Below are 18921 nucleotides of genomic sequence, written 5' to 3'. Positions count from 1 at the left end.
CGCGCGCACCTCGGCGGCCGGTCAGAGGATGCGCGCCGCCGGCGGAAGCGGGTCGGGGACCGATACGTGCGTCACATGGTCGACTCGTGCGGTGCGGTATCCCCACGCGAACGCGAGCCCGGCCACGTAAGGAGTGATCGCGGCCGGGTTTCGCGCGATCTCGGCCACCTTGCGCGGCACCCTCCGAAGCCGGTCCGCCGCGGCCGCCCAGCGGGGCCGTCTCGCGTCGGCCGAAGGGACAGGCATGGGATCGGTCACGGACGCGCCGGCGGCAGCCGGACGGGCTTCGTGCGCGTACGCCTCACGCACGAGCGCGAACCTCTCGGCGAGAATCCGGGTGCCCTCGCCCTTGGCGCGGCCCTGGCGAGCTGCCGCGCGCAGCCCTCCCCGCTTGCGGTAGTGGATGATCGCCGACGGGACGCCGACAAGCTGATGCCCGGCCAGCTGCACGCGCCAGGAGAAGTCGAGATCCTCGCCCGCACGGAGCGATTCGTCGAAGCCGCCGACTTCATCGAAGACCTCGCGGCGTACTCCCATGTTGCCCGAGCCGCAGGCGGGGAACTGCGGCAGTCCCGGATCGGAGAACAGAGGCTCGTTCCAGCCGAAGTCCCACTCCCGCCCCGGATTGAGCAGTCTGTGTTCGACGGCGCCGGCGACGAACACCGCGGCGCCCAGCGCGTCGTACAGCGAGCGCACCCACGTCTGCCCGACGACGTCGTCGGCGTCGCAGAACAGGAGCCGGGAGCTCTCTGCGGCATCCGCCCCGATGTTCCGCGCAGCCGACGCGCCACGGCGCGCCGACGCGTCGACCAGTCTCAGCCCCGCGAGTCTGGGCGCGAAGTCCTGCACGATCGCGGGGGTTCCGTCGGTGGAGCCGTTGTCGCACACCAGAACCTCGAAAGACGGCGCGTCGTGCTGGTCGGAGAGCGCACCGAGCTGCTGAGCGAGGAAGTCGGCGGCGTTGTAGGCGGGGATGATGACGCTTGCGGCAGGCCGATCGGGCGAAGCCATCTCTCGCTCCCCTCCCTCAGCCCACCGCGTCCCTGGACGCTGATTCCATCATGGGGGATGGGGGGCGTGGGGCGCGCGCTCCCCTAGGCTGGACCGCGCAGGCCAGGGAGGCGCCGTGCGCGATGGGGGATGCGATGGTCGACGGGCTCGAAGCCGGAGTCGAGATCGTCGTCGTCGCCTACGGCGCGCCCGACCTGATCCGCGAGGCGCTCGCCCCCCTCCGCGACTTCGCGGTGACGGTGGTGGACAACTCCTCGATGCCCGAGATCGAACGGATCGCTCGCGAAGCCGGTGCGGCCTACTGGGACACCGGGGCCAACCTCGGATTCGGCGGCGGCGTCAACCACGCGCTGGCCCGTCGGCGCCTGCCCGGTTCCGATGTGCTGCTGCTCAACCCCGATGCCGTCGTCAGCCCCGAGGTGATCTCCCGTCTGCACCAGGCCCTTCACGCGCAGCCGATGATAGCGACGGTCGGCCCGGCGCAGGTCTATGCCGACGGCAGTCACCAACAGGTCACCTGGCCGTACCCGAAGCCGGCGCAGTTTCTGGCCGACGCGGTGAAGCTGGGCCGTCTCGTGAAGAGCGAGCCGCGGTACGTGATCGGCTCGGTGCTGCTGATGAATGCCGCAGCGCTCGAGGCCGTCGGCGGATTCGACGAGGACTTCTTCCTTTATGCCGAAGAGGCGGACTGGCAGTACCGGGCAATGAGGGCAGGGTGGCGCAACATCGCGGTCGAGGACGTCACCGCGATGCACGTGGGTGCGGGCACGAGCACTGACCTCGACCGCCGTGAGGTATTCCTGCAGGCAGGGCTCGAGCGATTTCTTCGCAAGCACCACGGCTGGCTCGGCTGGCAGCTCAGCCGGTGGTCGATCGTCATCGGCGGGCTTCCGCGCGTTCTCGTCTTCCGCGGTGAGCGGGGCCGCGCCGCGAGGGCGCGGATGGCGCTGTTCCGTCGCGGACCGGTGGTCGTCGAGGCCGGCATCCGCTCGAAATGATTCCCTGTCGGCATCCGGCTGTTCGGGGGTAGACTGCCCAGCGCAGAGTCTCGGGCCTCGCCCGCGACTGGGGATCTGCAGATGGGGAGCGGGGGTCTACGCATGCCCTCAGACAAGCCGCGCGAGCGTTGGATCGACATCGCGAAGGGGATCGCGATCATCTTGGTCGTCTTCCTCCATGCGACCTTTCCGGTGGTCACTGACGCGCACACCTGGCGCTGGGGCGACTGGTCGGTCGTCCTCGAGTCGTTCCGGATGCCGTTGTTCTTCTTCACGGCGGGGATCTTCGCCTCTCGGGTGCTATCGATGCGTTTGCGCGACGTCGTCGATCTGCGGGTCCTGAAGTTCACGTGGCTCTACGTGCTCTGGTCGATCCTGACCGGTGTCCTCATCGTGTGGGGCGTGTTCCACGCCGTTGACCTGCCGTCGCAGGCCACCGATCTGCTGCTGGACGCCGGCGGGCCCAACGGCGCGACGTGGTTCATCTTCGCCATCGCCTTGTACTTCTTCGTCGGATGGTTCGTGAGGAAGCTGCCCCTTGTCGTGCAGCTCGGGCTGGCCTTCGTCCTCACGATGCTCTGCGAGTCGGGGCTCATCGTCGACCCCGCCAGCTCGTGGGGCAAAGTCGGGAAGTACTTCTTCTTCTTCCTGCTGGCGGTCGAGTTCGGCCCGCGACTGCGCCAGCTCGCGCCGCGGCTGCGTGCGTGGCACACCTTGATCGCTCCCGCCGTGTACGCTGCGCTGGTCCTCGCCGTCCGCAAGCTGGGGTGGCTCGGGACCGAATCCGGGTCCGCGCAGCATCTGGCCGTCTGGTTCCTGCTGAGCGTTCTCGCAGTCGTCGCGGGCTGCAGCGTGGCCATCCTCCTCGCCCGGTGGGCAGCATTCGACTGGCTGTTCTGGCTAGGATCGCGCACACTCTACGTGTATCTGCTTCAGTGGTACCCGCTCGCCGCAGGCTGGCTCCTGATTGCGTCGCTCGCGGGCATCCCGTCGGTGATCGAGCCATTCCTTGTACCGCTGCTCACCGCTTTCACCATCACCGTCGCCCTCGTGATCCATCGACTGACCAGACGGGCGGTGTTCCTCTACGAGCAGCCGCTGTGGCTGCATCTTCCGCGGCGGCGACCAAGCACATCCGACTCCGGCACCGAGCCGGCGGATGCCGGGAAGCCCGCCGAGGCCGGGACGCAGACGCCGCCGGCAGTCAAGACCGCGGAGAGGTCATCGGAGCCGTAGATCGGGCGTCGCGAGGTCGCAGATGTCGCGCAAGGCGAGTCGCGCGGCATAGAACCCGCTCAGCCCGTGCACACCGCTCGCCGGCGGAGTGGACGACGAGCCGAGGTAGACACCGCGAACGGGTGTGCGCCACGGATGAGGCGAGAGGCGGGGACGCGCGATCAGCTGGGGCAGGGTGATGGCGCCGGCGGAGATGTCACCCCCCACCAGGTTCGGGTCCAGCCGTTCGAGCTGATGCGCCGTGTACGCGTTGCTGGCGAGCACGAGGTCGCGAAAGCCGGGCGCTGCCGACTCGACCATCCGCATGACGTCGGCGGTCGGATCGTGTGCCGAACCGTGCGGTACGTGTATGTATGCCCAGAGCACGTGGCGCCCGGCGGGCGCCCGGCTGGGATCGACGATCGTGGGCTGGCTGACCAGCACGTAGGGGGCTTCGGCCGTGACTCCCGATGCTACGGCGGCTTCGGCTGCCCGGATCTCCCGTCGCGTGCCGCCCAGGTGCACGGTGGGACTTCGCCGAGCGGGTTCGTACGCCCACGGCACGGGTCCCGAGAGTGCGAAGTCGACCTTCGCGACCCCGTCGCCGTACTTCAATCGGTCGAGCCGGCGCGCATATCGGCGGGGCAGGACCGATCGGCCGATCCGGGCCAGTGCGCGCGCCGATGTGTCGGCGATGACGATGCGGGCCCCTGCCAGTTCTCGCAGATCTGTTACCTCCACCCCGGTCTCGATGACGCCGCCGTGCGCCACGAGGTCGTCGGCCATGGCGTCGATGATCGCCTGGGAGCCGCCGATCGGTACCGGCCATCCCCGGGCATGCCCGTGCGCGGCGAGCACGAGGCCGACGGCGGCAGACGCCAGGCTGGGGATACGGCCGATGCTGTGACCGATGACGCCCGTGAGCAGGGCCGGCGCACGGGCTTCACGAAAGCGGACGTTCCAGAGTGGACTCCCCTGCTCGAGCGCGCGCAGACCGAAACGAGCGGCGGTGACCGGCGATCTGGGCAGTCGCAGCATCTGGTTTGCGGTGAAATCGGTCACGGAGTCGATGTGGTGAACCAGAGGACCGAACAGGCGCGCCCAGGCGGATCCGTCCCGGCCGAGCTCAGCGGCTGTGCGTCCGAGCGAGCGGTAAGCGGTTGCGCCGGCCGCTCCCGCCAGCGGCTGCGCATATGAGACGTCGGGGACGGTGAGCTGGATTCGGCGGTCGAGTTCGAAAGCACGGAAGAACGGCGAGGCCAGCGCGAGCGGGTGGATCGCCGCTCCGACATCATGCCGGAACCCACTCAGCGTGAGCGGAAGGGTGCGCGCAGCTCCCCCGATGGAGTCCTCCTTCTCGAGCACGCGCACGCTCAGCCCCGCGCGGGCCAGGGTGACGGCAGCGGCCATTCCGTTGGGGCCGCTGCCGATGACGACCGCGTCATCCATCCCTGCGTCCTCTCACGGGCGAGGAGCTCCCGCCTCGTCGAGTGGAGCACGCGAGGGCGCAGGTTCGGCGTCGGGGTGATCGGTGGCTCGCCTTCTCTGCGCGAGTCGCGTGAGGAAGGGAATGATCCGCTCCCACTCGATGAGGAGGAGGCAGACGATCTGGTATTCGTAGAACGGCAGGCCCATGAGGAAGCCGATCGTGGAGTGCATGCAGATGTATCCGACGAGCAGGGCGCTGCGCAGCCTCGGCACGAAGAGCAGGAAGCCGGCCAACTCCAGCAGGACGGTTGCGATGGAGAACGCCGCTGAAACGGCCGGCGTGTGCGCCATCCAGTCGACCAGGTTGGCCAGGACCGCCGGCTCGTAGTGACCGAACCTCGGGTTGGCGAAGGTGTACATCTGAAGCCCGAGGTCGTCGCGCCACGTGGGCGGGCCTCCGCCGACCGAGTACACGGTCTCTGTGGCCGTGACGCCTCGCAGGTAGAACCCGAGCGTCTCGCCGTTGAGCCATTGAAGTCCGCCGAAGCGGAGCTTCGACAGCCCGGATGCCGTGTAGGTGACGGCGAGGAGCGCCAGGATGAGGTACACGCCCCATTGCCGATACGGGGTCGTCAGCGACGCCAGGAGATCCCTCCGTCCACCCCGCCACCACCGGATGAGGTGCTCCACCGAGACCGAGTTGGTGCCGGGAGCGAACACGAGCACGAACAGCACCTGCGTGGTGAGCGAGGACTCGTGGTCGAAGATCCCGTTGTTCCACGACATCGCGCGCGCGATAAGGCCGATGAGCACCAGCAGGAACAGCGCGGGGCGTGTCCCCAGCCCGATGACGCTCAGCACGATGAGGACGACGACGACCGCCGCCACGCGATTCGGATGGCTCACAAGGAGCTGGGTCACCGACTCGGGGACGACGCTCATCACCCAGCCGTGGCCGCCGTTGCGCGGGACGCCGACGTGCCAGGTTCCGATCAGGGCGAGTGTGCGCTCCCCGAAGGCGAGGGCGAGCGCGATCCGCATCCAGCTCAGCCGACCGATCCACACCAGGGAGAGGGCTCGCGTCAGTCGTGTCTCCGGTGCCGGCGTCTCAGTCGTCATCGCGACACCTCGTACGTCTGCGTGTACGTCTGGGTGGATGTGTCGTATGTCCCCACGGGCTTGGATTCGATCAGGGTGCCCGAGCTGTCCACGATGTCGACATACAGGCCGACGGAGTCGTACTCGATTCCGCGCTGGTCACGCAGAAAGCTCGTCAACGCGCCGAAGTACCCGGACATCACCGACGTGAAGCCCTCGGGACTCGATGCCTCGCCGCTCAGGTCACGGAACGGCGCATTGTCTGCGAGGGGCCGGTAGTACCACGATGCCAGCTGCCGCTGGAACTCGATCGGGTTGAGATTCGTCTCCTCGATCGGAAAGGGCTCGGCCGTGCCGTCTTTGACGACCTCGAGGCGCAGCGCGTACAGCTCGGAGTCGGGCCCGACGTAGTGGGCGAACATGGGCGCGGTCGTGAACGGGAAGTCCTCGACGCCGAGAGCGATCACCACGAGGTTTGGTATGAGCACCACGGCGGACACGACCGCAGGCAGGATGAACGAGCGTGCCCTCCTCGGGGAGGAGAGTTCGGATTGCGTCCGCATCGGGCGATCCCTTCGTAGAGTTGGGGGCCTTCCCATGCGGCTTGGGGGATCGGCTGGCGCCGACCGCAGGTGGATGCTGATACTGTAGCCCCTCCTTTCTTCTCCGTCAGCCGCGGCTGTGCGCGACCGCGCTCACCGGGGCGTCGCTAGGCTGACAGGGGAAGGGCGCGGGCCCGTGTCCGTCGAGGCGGGAATCCGGCGAGGATGAGGGAGTTCGACCGGTGACAGAGCGCGTCGGTGTCGTCGGGGGCGGCATCGTGGGGATCGCGCTCGCGCGACTGCTCGCCGGCCGCGGCAGCGAGGTGACGGTCTTCGAGAAGGAGTCCCGGCTGGCCCAGCACCAGACAGGACGGAACTCAGGCGTCGTCCACGCCGGGCTCTACTACAAGCCCGGATCGCTGAAGGCGATGCTGTGCGCTGCGGGCAGGGTGCAGCTCCGCGAATTCTGCAAGGAGAAGGGCTTGCCGTTCCGGGAGGTGGGCAAGCTCGTCGTTGCCGTCGACGAGTCCGAGCTCCACGCGCTCGCCGAGATCGAGCGGCGCTCCATCGAGAACGGGGTCCCCGACCTTGCGCGCATCGACGACCCCGCAGGCCTTCGCGAGATCGAGCCCCACGTCGCCGGCATAGCGGCCGTCCACTCGCCGCGCACGGCTGCCGTCGACTACTCGGCGATCACCGAGGCGATGGCCCAGGACGTGCGCGCGGCGGGCGGACGCATCCTCCTCGCGCACGAGGTGACCGCGATGACCTCCGAGAACGGGCGGGTCCGCGTGGTCACCGCGGCGACCGAGGACCGATTCGAGCGGGTCGTGGTGTGTGCGGGGCTCCACTCGGATGTCGTTGCGCGCTTCGTCGGCGCCGATGCCGCCCCCAAGATCCTGCCGATGCGGGGCGAGTACTGGGACATGACACCCGAGAGCGCCAAGCTCGTGCGGGGCATGATCTACCCCGTGCCGGATCCGCGCTTCCCGTTCCTCGGCGTCCACTTCACCCGAGGCGTCTACGACGGCGTGCACGTCGGACCCAACGCGGTGCCGGCGCTGGCCCGCGAGGGATACGGATGGCTGCGAATCTCGCCGAAGGACACCTGGGAGTCCCTCCGGTGGCCGGGTGCCCTGCCGCTCGTCCGTCAGCACTGGCGCATGGGCGTCGATGAGATCTCCGCATCGCTGCTCAAAGCGCTCTACTACCGGAAAGCCCGCCGCTTCGTTCCGGAGCTGAAGATGTCGGACCTCTCGCATCGCGCCCCCGCCGGAGTCCGTGCACAGGCATGGGGCCGCGACGGAAGCCTGCTGGACGACTTCGCCGTCGACCAGGTCGGCGCCGTCACCGTGCTGCGCAACGCTCCTTCGCCGGCGGCGACCTCCTCGATGGCCATCGCGGAGTACGTCGCCGAGAAGTACCTGTCGTGATCGTGATGGCTAGAGTCGGACCGGGAGGGGCCGAATGAGGGTGCTGCGCGTCGCTCATCACGCTGTCGTGTCAGCGTGGCGGGATCGGGAACGAAGCCTGCGACAGCGGGGCATGGACGTGCGACTGGTCTCGGCCGAGCGCTGGAACGAGGGCGGGCAGACCGTCGCGCTCGCGGCGGACGGTGACTCGTTCGTGGTCGGCGCCCGCACGATCGGCACCCACCCGAACGCCTTCCTCTACGACCCCCGTCCGATCTGGCGGCTGCTGCGCGGACGGCCCGACCTCATCGACCTGCATGAGGAGCCCTTCTCGCTCGCCACGGCCGAGGTGCTCCTGCTGCGCCGGATTCTGCGGCTGAAGGCCCCGTACGTGCTGTACTCGGCGCAGAACATCGAGAAGCGCTACTCGATCCCGTTTCGGTGGTTCGAATCGGCCGCGCTCCGCGGCGCGGCAGGTGCCTACGTGTGCAATCGGGAGGCGGGCGAGATCCTCCGACGCAAAGGTCTTCGCGGGCCGGCCGAGCTCATCCCCCTCGGTGTCGACACCGAGCGCTTCAGCCCGGCCGACACGTCCTCACCGCGACCCGAGCCCGTCATCGGGTACATCGGCCGGCTCGAGCCGTACAAGGGCGTCGCGCACCTGCTCGAGGCTGCGGCATCCCGTCCTCACTGGCGCATCGAGATCAGCGGGGACGGCAGCCAGCGCGCCGAGCTCGTGGCGCTCGCCGCCCGCCTCGGCATCTCGGACCGCGTCACGTTCCTCGGGTTCGCACAGGGCGCCGAGCTCGCCGACCGCTATCGGCGGCTCGATGCGATCGCCGTGCCGTCGATTCCCTGGCCGGGGTGGCTCGAGCAGTTCTGCCGGGTCGCGGTCGAGGCGATGGCCTCTGGAGTGCCGGTCGTCGCCAGCCGCTCCGGTGCGATCCCCGACGTGGTCGCCGACGCGGGCGTGCTGGTAGAGGCGGGTGACCCCGAGGCGCTTGCCGCCGGACTCGACGAAGCGCTCGAGCCGTCCCGGTGGTCGGGCCTGCGCGAGCGGGGCCTCGCCCGCGCGACCGAGTTCACGTGGCAACGGGTCGCCGAGCAGCACGCCGCCCTGTATCGCAGCGTCGCCCCCCGGCGCGACGCCGGCGCCGGGCGTCCCCCGCAGGTCGTCGCGATCGCCTACGGCGACCCCGACCTGCTCGAGGGCGCCCTCGAAGGCATCGGCTCCGGCTTCGGCGTGACGATCGTCGACAACTCCTCCGCCGCCGAGACCCGCGCGCTCGCCGAGCGACGCGGAGCCGTCTACATCGACCCGGGAACGAATCTCGGATTCGGCGCAGGGGTGAACGTCGCCCTCAGGTCTCTCGCCGAGCGGGGACTCGCCGGCGACGACGTGCTGCTCCTCAACCCCGACGCGCGCATCTCGGCGGAGGGCATCTCCGCGATGCACGCGGCCCTCCATGCCACGCCCTCGCTCGCGGCGGTGGGCGCAACCCAGACCGAGCCATCCAGCGGCGAGACCGTGCGAGTGTGGTGGCCGTTCCCCAGCCCGGTCCGGGCGTGGATCGACGCGCTCGGCCTCGGACGGTTCGACCGGGCCAAGGGATTCGCGATCGGGTCGGTCCTGCTGCTGCGGGCCGAGGCGATCGCGCAGATCGGCCTGTTCGACGAGCAGTTCTTCCTCTATGCCGAGGAGGTCGACTGGCAGAAGCGGGCGCGCGATGCCGGGTGGGGCATCGCCGTCGCGCCGGTGACCGCGACGCACGTGGGCGCGGGCACGGGCGGCGACGGCACCCGCCGCGAGGCGCTGTTCTTCGCGAGCAACGAGAAGTACCAGCGCAAGCATTTCGGAGCCCTGGGGTGGCACGTGTTCCGCGCGGGTGTCATCACGGGGGCGACGGTACGCGCGTGGGTGGGGCGAGGCTCCGCCCGCGAGGCCGCCAGACGCCGCCGCGCGATCTTCGTCGAGGGTCCGGTCGCGTACGCCGACCGCATCGGCTGATCCGCCCGCTCAGGCGGCGGATCGGGTGCGCAGCTTCTCCTCGGCGACCTCGGCGTACACGTCGAGCGTGCGCTGCGCCACCGCTTCCCACGAGGTGTAGGCCGAGGCATCCGCTCGCGCTTCCTCGCCCATGCGCCGGCGCAGGTCGCGATCGGCGACGAGCGGGGCGACAGCCGCTGCGATCGATGCCCCGTCGCGCTCGATCAGTGCGCCGTTGCGCCCGTTCTCGATCATCTCCTCCGCGACCCCGAGCGGGGTGGCGACGACGGGAAGGCCCGCTGCCGCCGCCTCGAGCATGACCAGACCGAACGCCTCGTAGATCGTCGGGAACACGAAGACATCGCCCGCCTGGAAGTACTCTTCGACGACCGGCGAGTGCCCCGTGAAGACGATCCGGTCGCCCACGCCCAGCGCGGCGGCCTGGGCGCGGAACGGCCGGGGGTCGTCGCCGCCGACCACGAGCAGGCGCGTGGTCGGCGGCAGAACGGGCAGCGCGTCGATGACGGCTGCCAGTCCCTTGCGGCGGAACTCCTTGCCGACGAACAGCAGCACCACGTCGTCGTCGCCGTAGCCGTGGCGGGCACGCACCTTCGCGCGGATCGCCGGGGCGTCAGCCGGCTGGAACCGCCGCACGTCGACGGCGTTCGGGATCACGGTGATGCGGTCGGGGTCGGCGCCGTAGTACTGCGTCAGCTCGCGGGCGACGCTCGGCGACACCGCGATCGCGCGGCGGAACCTGCCGGGCCGGTAGTTGCGCTGCTCGACCTGCAGCACGGCGTGATGGAAGGGGTTGGCGATGGCGCGCAGCGCCTCGCCGTTGCGGAACTTCATCTCCCACCACGCCCGGTGGCAGCTGTGCGCGGTGATGACGTCCTGCACCCGGGTCGCGCAGCCGCCCTGGTTGTGGACGATGTCGACGTCGAGGGAGCGGATGCTTCGGCTCGCCGCCGCCGAGTAGGTCACGGGGATGGCGAACCCGGGCGAGGGTGCCATCGGCACCTGGTGCCACCGCAGCGGGGGCTGGGGAAGAGGGTCGATCTTCGCCGACACCAGAGTCAGATCGATGCGGTCCGCCATGCGGAGCGCCAGTTCATAGGACGCGCGCTCGATGCCTCCTTCGTTGTTGAAGGCATAGGACGACATGGCGACGCGCATCAACTCATGCTAGCCAGGCGCGCGCAGGGCGACGGTGGTCGCAGTGACCCTCGATTCTGCGGATCACGCCCCGTCGGTGGCGAATCCTGCAGAAATCGTGAGATATCTCTCACACTCCAGGGCCGGATGCCGATAGAGTGCGCTATGTATCTTCTGCTGGTGATCCTCCTCTTGGGAAGGTGAGGGTCTGACAGCACTACCAGCAGGAGTGCTTGGCTCGCGGTGTGGGATCGCGGGTGACTGGGGATAGTACGTGCGGCCGGGGGGTCGCGCGGCTTTTTGTGCCCACCTGGGGAGGGCCACATCGTGACGACCGCTTTCGAGCGTCAGCTGTTGGGGACACGCCGTCCTTTGGCGACGCCGTCCGTGCAGATTTCTGCGCCGCCCGCGCAGACCACCGCAAGAGTGTCGGCCGCCGTCGCGCCGACGTCGAACGCGACCCTGGAGAACAGGCACCGCTGGGAGCGCGCCTATCGCTGGCGTCTGCGCCTCACCGACACCGCGGTCGTGATCGGTTCGACCGGTGTGGCGGCGTGGATCCAGATCGCCGCCATCGCCCAGGTCCACCTGGCCGACGCCCCCTGGCAGTACGGGCGCGTCTTCGTCCTGACGGCCGCCGTCTGGCTGCTCTTCCTGGCCCTCTTCCAGACGCGTTCACCGCGCGTGATCGGTCAGGGCATCGAGTATCGACGCGTCCTGCACGCCACCGGCATGGCGTTCGGTGTCGCGGCCATCGCCTTCGTCATCATGCAGTCCCAGGGAATCCGCACGCAGCTGCTCATCGCGCTGCCCCTCGGCACTGCCGCAATCCTCGCCACCCGCTGGACTTCCCGCCGCTGGCTTCAGCGCCAGCGGGTGGCGGGCCACTTCGTCTCGCGCGCATTGGTCGTCGGCAACCGCTACGACGTCGAGTACGTCATCGACAGCCTGCAGACCGACGGCCTTCACGCCTACAAGGTGGTGGGCGTCATCCTCGATCAGCCGCACACCGAGATCATGGTCGACGGCCAGCGTTACGTCTCGGTCGGTTCCGTCGACGACGTCGCGACGCACGCCGCGTCACTCGGTGCCGATTCCGTCATCCTGGCGAGCATCCCCGAAGGCGATCGCGGGTACATCAAGCGCCTGACCTGGCAGCTGGAGGGCGCCGCAGCCGAACTGTCGCTGTCCAGCCCGCTCGTGGATGTCGCAGGACCGCGGATGTCCCTTCGCCCCGTCGAAGGACTGCCGCTGATCCAGGTCGAGATCCCGACGTTCGAAGGTGGCCGCCACCTCGCCAAGAGGGCGTTCGACATCGCCGTCGCCTCGATCGCGCTGGTGTTCGTCGCCATCGTGACTCCGTTCGTGGCACTGGCCATCAAGCTCGAGAGCAAGGGGCCGGTCTTCTTCGTCCAGCCGCGCGTCGGTCGTGACGGCGAGACCTTCCCGATGCTGAAGTTCCGCTCCATGCACGTCGACGCCGAGAACATGCTCCACACCGTGGCGGAGCTCAATGAGGGCTCCGGCCCGCTGTTCAAGCTGAAGCGCGACCCGCGGGTCACCCGCGTCGGAACGTTCCTGCGGAAGTTCTCCATCGACGAGCTTCCTCAGTTCGCGAACGTCCTGCTCGGTGACATGAGCATCGTCGGACCGCGCCCCCCGCTGCCGCGCGAGACGAGCCTGTACGAGAACGACACCTACCGCCGGCTGTACATCCGGCCCGGCATCACCGGACCGTGGCAGATCAGCGGGCGTTCCCACCTGTCGTGGGAGGAGAGCGTTCGCCTGGACCTGCGCTACGTCGAGAACTGGTCGGTCACCGGTGACATGCTGATCCTGCTCAAGACCGTCGGAACGGTGTTCAAGGCCGAAGGCGCGTACTGACTCGGCCTCAGCGGCTCCAGAGCGGTTCGAGCAGTTCGGCGTAGGCCTCGACCCGATCCGCCCAGTCGGGGACACCCGAGACGGCGGCCGTCGGCCGCTGCTCGCGGAGCGCGGTCATCACCGCGCCGGGGAATCCGTCGGCCGACGCGATGGTGAGGGTCTCCGCGCTGAGCGATCGGAATCCGGCGACCGGGGTGCTGATGATCGGTCGCCCGACGGCGAGGTATTCATACAGCTTGATCGGGTCGAGGCTGTCGGTGAAGCCGGTGACCACGTGCGGCACGATCAGCGCGGCGGCGTGCTGCAGGTACGAGGGCACCGCCTCGAAGGGTCGCGGTCCGAGCATCGCCACCGCCGGATGGGCGGCCAACCGTGAGGAGTTGGCGTCCGAGAGGGCGCAGGGTCCGATGAGCACGACGGATCCGCCGACGGATGCCGCGGCATCCGCTGTCCGAATCACGAGGTCGACGTCGAGGCGGTCCTCGTGCTGGGTCCCGACGTAGAGAGCCGCGCGCGCCGGAAGATCGTCGGGGCGCGGTGTGGGCTCACGGTAGCGGACGACGTCGACGGCGTTCGGGATGAGCACGACCTCCCGTCGGGACTGCCGAGTGTCGCGAAGTCCTTCGGAGCAGACCACGACGGCGGCGCTCCGCTCCATCAGCAGGCCCTCGTTCCGTGCGATGCGCCGCAGCTCCCGGGCGGGGCGGTCCGCAGCCAGCCAGTCGTCCGTCATGTCGTAGACGGTCGGCCATCCGGTCGCGGCGGACAGTCCCGCCCAACCCGGATCGTTGATCCAGAGCACCGGAGCACGCATCCCCAGACGGCGTGCGGTGCGGAGCACGCTCCGTCGCAGGAGCGCGTCGGCGAGAGGTCCCGCCACGCGGGGGAGCAGCTTGTCAGGCTGAAGGAGATGCAGTCGCCCGGCGTGGCGATCGGCAAGGCGAAGGCCGCGGCCGGGCCGGACTCCGCGACCGGAGAGCGCCGAGTGGAGCAGATCGTTCGACGGCTCGACGAACAGCACACGCAGCGACGGGTCGTCGCGCAGCAGGCCGTCGATCAGGTACTGGTTGCGACGCCACACGTCGTCCCAGGCTTCGAGCGAGAGCACGACGAGGTCCCGGGTCACGCGAGCAGCCGATCGTAGACGGCTTCGACTCCCGCGATCTGGGCATCGATGGTGAAGCGCTCACGCTGCAGGCGCTGCAGTGCGGCGCCGGAGGTGAGGCGCAGCTCGGGGTCGGCGACGAGCCGGTCCAGGAGCTGCGCGGCGGCCATCGCGTCACCGGGTGGGTAGAGCAGGTCGGGCTGGGCGACGCCCACGGATTCGAGGTGCCCGCCGCCGGCAGCGGCCACGACAGGGGTGGCGTGCGCCATCGACTCGAGAACGAGGATTCCCAGTCCCTCTCGCGGCGTGGGGGCGATCACGACGGCTGCGCGACTGAGGAGGTCGGGGATGTCCGTCCGGTGGCCCAGGAACTCGACGGAGTCGCCGACTCCGCGTTCGTGGGCGAGCGTGTGGAGGCGATCCCACTCGGAGCCATCCCCCGCGATGCGCAGCATCCAGCCGGCTGCGGGGCCATCGGACAGCGCCCACGCTTCGATGACTTCAGCCGTGTGCTTCTCGGGCTCGAGTCGTTGCGCGGCGAGGACGAACGGCGCACGCTCCGTCGAGTTGGGCTGATCCTCGACGCCGGAGTAGACGACCTGTGCGGGGCGCTCGACGTGCTCGGCGACGAAACGCGAGATGGCGATCTCCGCATCGAGCGATCTGCCGATCGGCGCGAACGCCGCGCGCGCGAACGCTCCGGTCCCACGGGGTCCCGCGAAGTGGCGGGTGCTCACGTGGCGTGTGCTCTTGCGGCCGCGTCGGCCGATCCAGCCGACGAGATCGGCTTGCGACATGTGCGTGTGCAGCACGTCGACGTGACCGGTGGCCCGCAGGGACCTCAGAGCCTGGCGCATGTCGTCGCCGGGGAGCCATTCCACGCCCGTGCCCTCGAGAGCCGGCACCATGTGACTCCGGCCTCCACCGACGACCGTCACCTCCGCTCCTCGGTTCGCAAGCCCTGCGGCCACGGTGACGATGTACCGCTCCACGCCCGCGAAGCCCGTCGAGCACACGACGTGGACTACTCGCACCAGCACCTCCTCGCCCCGCTCGTCCTGTGCAGTCTACGAGGCGGGTGCCGCGCTCACCCGCTGCTAGGCTCGCGGCCGTGCTGCCGACCGACTGGATCGAACACCGCCGGCCCGACGGCGAGGTGCTGGGGTGGATGGCTGCCGATGGCGAGGGCTTCCGGGTGTTCGACCTGCTGGGCCGCGAGCGGACGGCTGAACCCGTCGACTGGCTCGAGGCCGAGGAGCTGCTCGAGGCGCTGGGCATCGGCTATCTCGCCGACCGCTGGACGCTCCGCCTGCACGACGGCACCGAGCGCCCGGTGCGCATCTCGGAGGCGAGCGCCCGCGGCATCACCGTCGTGGGCGACGAGTTCGGCGCGGCATCCGCTGTCGGCGCCGACCTCGACCGGTTCCGACTTCCCTTCCCCGCGCCCGACGAGCTGCAGCCGCGGGTCTGACTCTGTCGTGGGGCGGTCGCTACGCTGTCGCCCATGACAACTCTCGTGCTCACCGTGGTCGGCAGCGACCGTTCCGGGATCGTCGCCTCGGTCGCCGACGCCGTCGCCGCGCACGGCGGCAACTGGGAGAACAGTCAGCTGGCCGAGCTCGCCGGGGCGTTCGCAGGCATCGTCGAGGTGTCCGTCTCCGCCGAGAACGCCGATGCCCTGCGCGCCGCGCTCGCGGGGCTGGACGGTCTCCACACCGTCGCTGTGCAGGCGGGGACGGATGCTGCGCCCCGGCCGCACCAGGATCTCGTGCTGCACGTGCTGGGCAACGACCACCCGGGCATCGTGCGCGAGCTGTCGTCGGCGCTGAGCGCCCACGGCGTGAGCATCGACCGGATGAGCACTGAGACGCGCGATGCGGCGATGGCGGGCGGGAGGCTGTTCGAGGCCACCGTCGTCGCCGCCGCCCCGGCCGATGTGGACATCGCGGCCGTGGCCGCCGAGATCGAGCGGCTCGCGGCCGAGATCCAGGTCGACGTCACCCTCGACTGAGCGCAAAAGAAATCGGCCTCCGGAGGAATTCCTCCGGAGGCCGTCCGCATCGCTGTGCGGAAAAACCCGTGGCTGCGAGGACCACGCCTCCCCCTTGGCACCGCGAATTCCCGGGCCGGCTCCCCAGAAGCCATCTCCCCAGATTGCCCGGGATTCGCAGTGGTTTGAATCTACCCTGTCCCCCATATGGGGGACACGCTGATCGAGCGATCTTCAGCAATTCCTGAGGTTCGGGGTCGCGGCTCTCGCCGGGGCGATCGCGCGGGCCTTGTCCGGTTCGGCCGGAGACCGCGGCTCTCGTGCAGAGAGAGACGAAACCCCCGCGATGTAGAAGCTACGCGGGGGTTCCTGGGGTGACTGTAACGATCACCCTTGTGGCTCCGACCGGCATCGATCCGGTGACCTTTCGATTTTCAGTCGAACGCTCTACCAACTGAGCTACAGAGCCGCACGGTGGTATCTCATTCGAGACCTGCCGCGTCCTAGACGAAAGGCCCTCTCGAAAAAGGGCCCGTCGCTCGGAGCGACCCTGACGGGACTTGAACCCGCGACCTCCGCCGTGACAGGGCGGCACGCTAACCAACTGCGCTACAGGGCCATGCTTGTTAAGTTGTGTGTTCCCGGGATGTGACCCCAACGGGATTCGAACCCGTGCTACCGCCGTGAAAGGGCGGCGTCCTAGGCCGCTAAACGATGGGGCCGGGTGAACCCGAGGGGCTCACGCTTACCGAGGGTCAAGCATACGCAATGGATCTCGATTGCGCCAATCGAGCGCGTGTCACCCTTGTGTGCGGCGGTCTCCCGGATGACACTGAGCGGGTGGTGCTCCTCCCGCGCGCTGGAGGGCGTTCCGCCGAACCGGTTGCGCATGTGACTGATGTTGCTAATGTGAATCACGACGATGTCACGAAGGGGGATCGGGTGGAGACCGACGACGCCCTCGATGAGTGTGGCTGCGCCCCGTCGCCGCGTGAGCGCCGACTGCTCTGGCCGGCCGTGAGTCGCCGTGGCGCCCTCGGCCTCGGAGCCATCGCCGTCGCGACGCTCGGCGCGATCGGCGGTCCGCTCGTCGCCCCGGCCTTCGCCGCCTCGTACCCCTCGTGGGACGACGTGCAACGCGCCAAGGCGAACCAGGCGGCCAAGGCCGCCGAGGTCACCAAGATCAAGAACCTCATCCAGGCGCTCGCCGACGACGTCGCATCGAAGCGTGCGATCGCGGAGTCCGCCGCCGACGAGTTCTACGTCGCGCAGCAGGAGTACTTCGATGCGGCGCACCGCGCCGAGCAGTTGCAGTCCCAAGCCGACGAGCAGGCTCAGCTGGCACTGGATGCCGCGAACAAGGCCGGCCGCGTCGCCGCCCAGCTCTACCGCAACGGCGGAGATGACACCTCCCTCGAGCTCTTCTTCTCGGGATCGGCGGCCTCCGCCGACGATCTGCTCGCACGGCTCGGCACCATGGACAAGCTCATCGAGCGCAATCAGGCCGTGTACGCCGACGCGATCACCGCCCGCGACTCGGCGCAGAGCCTCAGTGACCAGGCAGAGGTCCAGCGCGCCGAGCGCGATCGCCTGCAGCAGGTCGCCGAGCAGAAGATGGTCGCCTCGCAGCGCGCGGCCGACGAGGCCCAGGCGGCGCTCGACGAGCAGAACGCCCGCCGCGATCAGCTCGAAGCGCAGCTCGCCGCCCTCCAGGACACGACCGCCCGGACGGTCGCCCAGTACCAGGCGGGCGTCCGCGCCGCGGAGGAGGCCCGACGCAAGGCCGCCGAAGAGGCGGCGCGCCGTGCTCGCGAGGAAGCCGAGCGCCTGAACCAGGGCGGCGGTGGCGGCGGAGGCGGCGGAGGCGGCGGCGGTGGCGCAGTCGTCGGGTCCGGCTGGGCGCGGCCCTCGTCCGGCTGGCGCAGCTCCGGCTACGGGTCGCGCACCGTCCAGTGCGGGAGCGGCTACTGCTCCAGCGGCTTCCACTACGGCGTCGACCTCGCCGCCGGCTGCGGCGCGGGCATCTACGCCGCGCACGCCGGCACGGTCGACTACGCGGGCTACAACGGCGGCTACGGCAACTACATCCGCATCAATCACGGCGGCGGCATCGGCACCGGCTACGGCCACATCAGGCCCGGTGGTATCTTCGTGCGCTCCGGCCAGTGGGTCAACGCCGGACAGCTCATCGCCAGCGAGGGCAACACCGGCAATTCGTTCGGCTGCCACCTGCACTTCGAGACCTACGTGAACGGGTACCCGGTCAACCCGATCAACTTCATGCGCGACCGCGGCGTCTCGGTCTGACCCTCCCGCGGGGCGTGTCCGGCGAGGCGGTCGCCTGCACGGTCGAGGCTGCGGCCGTGCATCCGCTCACCTGTCGCGAATCGCTGCGACTGCCGGCGTGTTGCGACAGGTGAGCCACGACCACGACGCCCCGTGACGACGAAGAGCGGATGCCGCGACGGCATCCGCTCTCCTCGTGGATCGTCGTCAGAGCGTGCTCGGCGCGACGCCCTCACCCTGGGTGCGGGTCTCGCCCTCGTGCGCCTTGAAGCGGTCGAAGGCCTCGCTGACGAGGCGCTCCGCCTCGGCGGCATCCGCCCACTCGTCGACCTTGACCCACTTGTTGGGCTCGAGGTCCTTGTAGTGCTCGAAGAAGTGCGCGATCTCCTTCTGGAGGTACTTGGGGATGTCGCCGACGTCCTGGATGTGCGCCCAGCGCGGGTCCTTGGCGAGCACCGCGACGACCTTGTCGTCGCCGCCGGCCTCGTCGCTCATCTTCAGCACGCCGACCGGGCGGACGCTCGCGAGGATGCCTGGCGAGAGCTCGACGTCGAGGATGACCAGCACATCGAGCGGGTCGCCGTCCTCGCCGAGGGTGTTCTCGAAGAAGCCGTAGTTCGTGGGGTAGCCCATCGGCGTGTACAGGATGCGGTCGAGGAAGACCCGGCCGGTACCGTGGTCGACCTCGTACTTCACGCGGCTGCCGCGCGGGATCTCGATGACGGCGTCGTACGCGCCCATGATGGTGCTCCTTCGGAAGAGACGGTGGGATGCCGCGACAAGCCTAGTCGCGGCCGCTTGCGGCGCCGT

The 18921-nt window shown here is 69.4% G+C and carries 16 protein-coding genes and 3 tRNA genes; 8 read left to right on the top strand and 11 right to left on the bottom strand.

Annotated elements, in window-relative coordinates:
* Window positions 1-21 precede the first annotated feature (21 nt).
* Window positions 22-1011, bottom strand: a complete 990-nt coding sequence (locus ACFC1W_RS04835) for a glycosyltransferase (RefSeq protein WP_375989276.1) — start codon at window positions 1009-1011, stop codon at window positions 22-24.
* A gap of 122 nt (window positions 1012-1133) precedes the next feature.
* Between ACFC1W_RS04835 and ACFC1W_RS04830 the strand changes: the two genes are divergently transcribed.
* Entirely contained in the window at window positions 1134-2009 is an 876-nt protein-coding gene (locus tag ACFC1W_RS04830) for a glycosyltransferase family 2 protein (protein WP_375989274.1), read from the top strand.
* A gap of 102 nt (window positions 2010-2111) precedes the next feature.
* Window positions 2112-3245, top strand: a complete 1134-nt coding sequence (locus tag ACFC1W_RS04825; RefSeq protein WP_375989272.1) for an acyltransferase family protein — start codon at window positions 2112-2114, stop codon at window positions 3243-3245.
* On the opposite strand, the gene ACFC1W_RS04820 is transcribed toward ACFC1W_RS04825, so the two are convergent.
* From ACFC1W_RS04820 to ACFC1W_RS04810, 3 genes are read right to left on the bottom strand one after another with little or no spacing between them, the layout of a single operon-like run.
* Window positions 3231-4673, bottom strand: coding sequence for a phytoene desaturase family protein (locus ACFC1W_RS04820; protein ID WP_375989270.1), 1443 nt, complete (start codon window positions 4671-4673; stop codon window positions 3231-3233). The two genes, ACFC1W_RS04825 and ACFC1W_RS04820, sit on opposite strands and share 15 nt — an antisense overlap.
* Window positions 4674-4685: 12 nt before the next feature.
* Window positions 4686-5771 (bottom strand): hypothetical protein, encoded by a 1086-nt coding sequence (locus ACFC1W_RS04815; protein ID WP_375989267.1) that lies wholly within the window; start codon window positions 5769-5771, stop codon window positions 4686-4688.
* Window positions 5768-6313 (bottom strand): hypothetical protein, encoded by a 546-nt coding sequence (locus ACFC1W_RS04810; protein WP_241111789.1) that lies wholly within the window; start codon window positions 6311-6313, stop codon window positions 5768-5770. Before ACFC1W_RS04810 ends, ACFC1W_RS04815 begins: the two co-directional genes overlap by 4 nt.
* 221 nt (window positions 6314-6534) lie before the next feature.
* On the opposite strand from ACFC1W_RS04810, the gene lhgO reads away from it, so the two are divergent.
* Both lhgO and ACFC1W_RS04800 read left to right on the top strand, forming a co-directional pair.
* Window positions 6535-7725: an L-2-hydroxyglutarate oxidase gene (lhgO, locus tag ACFC1W_RS04805; RefSeq protein WP_375989264.1), complete on the top strand. Its 1191-nt coding sequence runs from the start codon at window positions 6535-6537 to the stop codon at window positions 7723-7725.
* Window positions 7726-7759: 34 nt separating this feature from the next.
* Entirely contained in the window at window positions 7760-9712 is a 1953-nt protein-coding gene (locus ACFC1W_RS04800) for a glycosyltransferase (protein ID WP_375989262.1), read from the top strand.
* A gap of 9 nt (window positions 9713-9721) precedes the next feature.
* Here ACFC1W_RS04800 and ACFC1W_RS04795 read toward each other — a convergent pair whose 3' ends face one another.
* Window positions 9722-10867: a glycosyltransferase family 4 protein gene (locus ACFC1W_RS04795; RefSeq protein ID WP_375989259.1), complete on the bottom strand. Its 1146-nt coding sequence runs from the start codon at window positions 10865-10867 to the stop codon at window positions 9722-9724.
* Between the two features lie 306 nt (window positions 10868-11173).
* Here ACFC1W_RS04795 and ACFC1W_RS04790 point away from each other — a divergent pair, with 306 nt between their 5' ends.
* Complete coding sequence (locus ACFC1W_RS04790) at window positions 11174-12730, top strand: sugar transferase (RefSeq protein ID WP_375989257.1); 1557 nt, start codon at window positions 11174-11176, stop codon at window positions 12728-12730.
* Between the two features lie 7 nt (window positions 12731-12737).
* On the opposite strand, the gene ACFC1W_RS04785 is transcribed toward ACFC1W_RS04790, so the two are convergent.
* Window positions 12738-13856: a glycosyltransferase gene (locus ACFC1W_RS04785; protein ID WP_375989254.1), complete on the bottom strand. Its 1119-nt coding sequence runs from the start codon at window positions 13854-13856 to the stop codon at window positions 12738-12740.
* On the bottom strand, window positions 13853-14869 hold the full coding sequence (locus ACFC1W_RS04780; protein WP_375989252.1) for a glycosyltransferase family 4 protein: 1017 nt from the start codon (window positions 14867-14869) through the stop codon (window positions 13853-13855). Before ACFC1W_RS04780 ends, ACFC1W_RS04785 begins: the two co-directional genes overlap by 4 nt.
* Before the next feature lie 77 nt (window positions 14870-14946).
* Here ACFC1W_RS04780 and ACFC1W_RS04775 point away from each other — a divergent pair, with 77 nt between their 5' ends.
* Both ACFC1W_RS04775 and ACFC1W_RS04770 read left to right on the top strand, forming a co-directional pair.
* Window positions 14947-15306, top strand: coding sequence for a hypothetical protein (locus ACFC1W_RS04775; RefSeq protein WP_375989249.1), 360 nt, complete (start codon window positions 14947-14949; stop codon window positions 15304-15306).
* 33 nt (window positions 15307-15339) lie between these two features.
* Window positions 15340-15846 carry a glycine cleavage system protein R gene (locus ACFC1W_RS04770; RefSeq protein WP_375989247.1) on the top strand — a complete coding sequence of 169 codons (507 nt, stop codon included), beginning with the start codon at window positions 15340-15342 and terminating at the stop codon, window positions 15844-15846.
* Window positions 15847-16221: 375 nt separating this feature from the next.
* Here ACFC1W_RS04770 and ACFC1W_RS04765 read toward each other — a convergent pair.
* The 3 genes from ACFC1W_RS04765 to ACFC1W_RS04755 form a co-directional block, all read right to left on the bottom strand.
* Window positions 16222-16294 (bottom strand) — tRNA-Phe (locus ACFC1W_RS04765).
* 76 nt (window positions 16295-16370) lie between these two features.
* A tRNA-Asp gene (locus ACFC1W_RS04760) sits at window positions 16371-16444 on the bottom strand.
* A gap of 30 nt (window positions 16445-16474) precedes the next feature.
* Window positions 16475-16547, bottom strand: a tRNA-Glu gene (locus tag ACFC1W_RS04755).
* A 220-nt stretch (window positions 16548-16767) separates the two neighbouring features.
* Between ACFC1W_RS04755 and ACFC1W_RS04750 the strand changes: the two genes are divergently transcribed.
* A complete protein-coding gene (locus ACFC1W_RS04750; RefSeq protein ID WP_375989245.1) occupies window positions 16768-18132 on the top strand; it encodes a peptidoglycan DD-metalloendopeptidase family protein in 1365 nt (454 codons plus the stop codon).
* 186 nt (window positions 18133-18318) lie between these two features.
* On the opposite strand, the gene ppa is transcribed toward ACFC1W_RS04750, so the two are convergent.
* Window positions 18319-18852: an inorganic diphosphatase gene (ppa, locus tag ACFC1W_RS04745; protein ID WP_375989243.1), complete on the bottom strand. Its 534-nt coding sequence runs from the start codon at window positions 18850-18852 to the stop codon at window positions 18319-18321.
* Window positions 18853-18921: the final 69 nt, after the last annotated feature.

This window comes from Microbacterium sp. NPDC056003 (assembly GCF_042274785.1).
In the GTDB taxonomy this organism is placed as follows: Bacteria; Actinomycetota; Actinomycetes; order Actinomycetales; family Microbacteriaceae; genus Microbacterium.
Note: the sequence above shows the minus strand (reverse complement) of the source record. Positions and strands in the feature narration are given on the sequence as shown.

What these genes read in the sequence shown, in the direction of transcription:
- ppa (WP_375989243.1), bottom strand. Translation starts at nt 18,852, where the DNA reads ATGGGCGCGTACGACGCCGTCATCGAGATCCCGCGCGGCAGCCGCGTG.
- ACFC1W_RS04770 (WP_375989247.1), top strand. Translation starts at nt 15,340, where the DNA reads ATGACAACTCTCGTGCTCACCGTGGTCGGCAGCGACCGTTCCGGGATC.
- ACFC1W_RS04810 (WP_241111789.1), bottom strand. Translation starts at nt 6,313, where the DNA reads ATGCGGACGCAATCCGAACTCTCCTCCCCGAGGAGGGCACGCTCGTTC.
- ACFC1W_RS04835 (WP_375989276.1), bottom strand. Translation starts at nt 1,011, where the DNA reads ATGGCTTCGCCCGATCGGCCTGCCGCAAGCGTCATCATCCCCGCCTAC.
- ACFC1W_RS04800 (WP_375989262.1), top strand. Translation starts at nt 7,760, where the DNA reads ATGAGGGTGCTGCGCGTCGCTCATCACGCTGTCGTGTCAGCGTGGCGG.
- ACFC1W_RS04825 (WP_375989272.1), top strand. Translation starts at nt 2,112, where the DNA reads ATGCCCTCAGACAAGCCGCGCGAGCGTTGGATCGACATCGCGAAGGGG.
- ACFC1W_RS04815 (WP_375989267.1), bottom strand. Translation starts at nt 5,771, where the DNA reads ATGACGACTGAGACGCCGGCACCGGAGACACGACTGACGCGAGCCCTC.
- ACFC1W_RS04830 (WP_375989274.1), top strand. Translation starts at nt 1,134, where the DNA reads ATGGGGGATGCGATGGTCGACGGGCTCGAAGCCGGAGTCGAGATCGTC.
- ACFC1W_RS04795 (WP_375989259.1), bottom strand. Translation starts at nt 10,867, where the DNA reads ATGCGCGTCGCCATGTCGTCCTATGCCTTCAACAACGAAGGAGGCATC.
- ACFC1W_RS04820 (WP_375989270.1), bottom strand. Translation starts at nt 4,673, where the DNA reads ATGGATGACGCGGTCGTCATCGGCAGCGGCCCCAACGGAATGGCCGCT.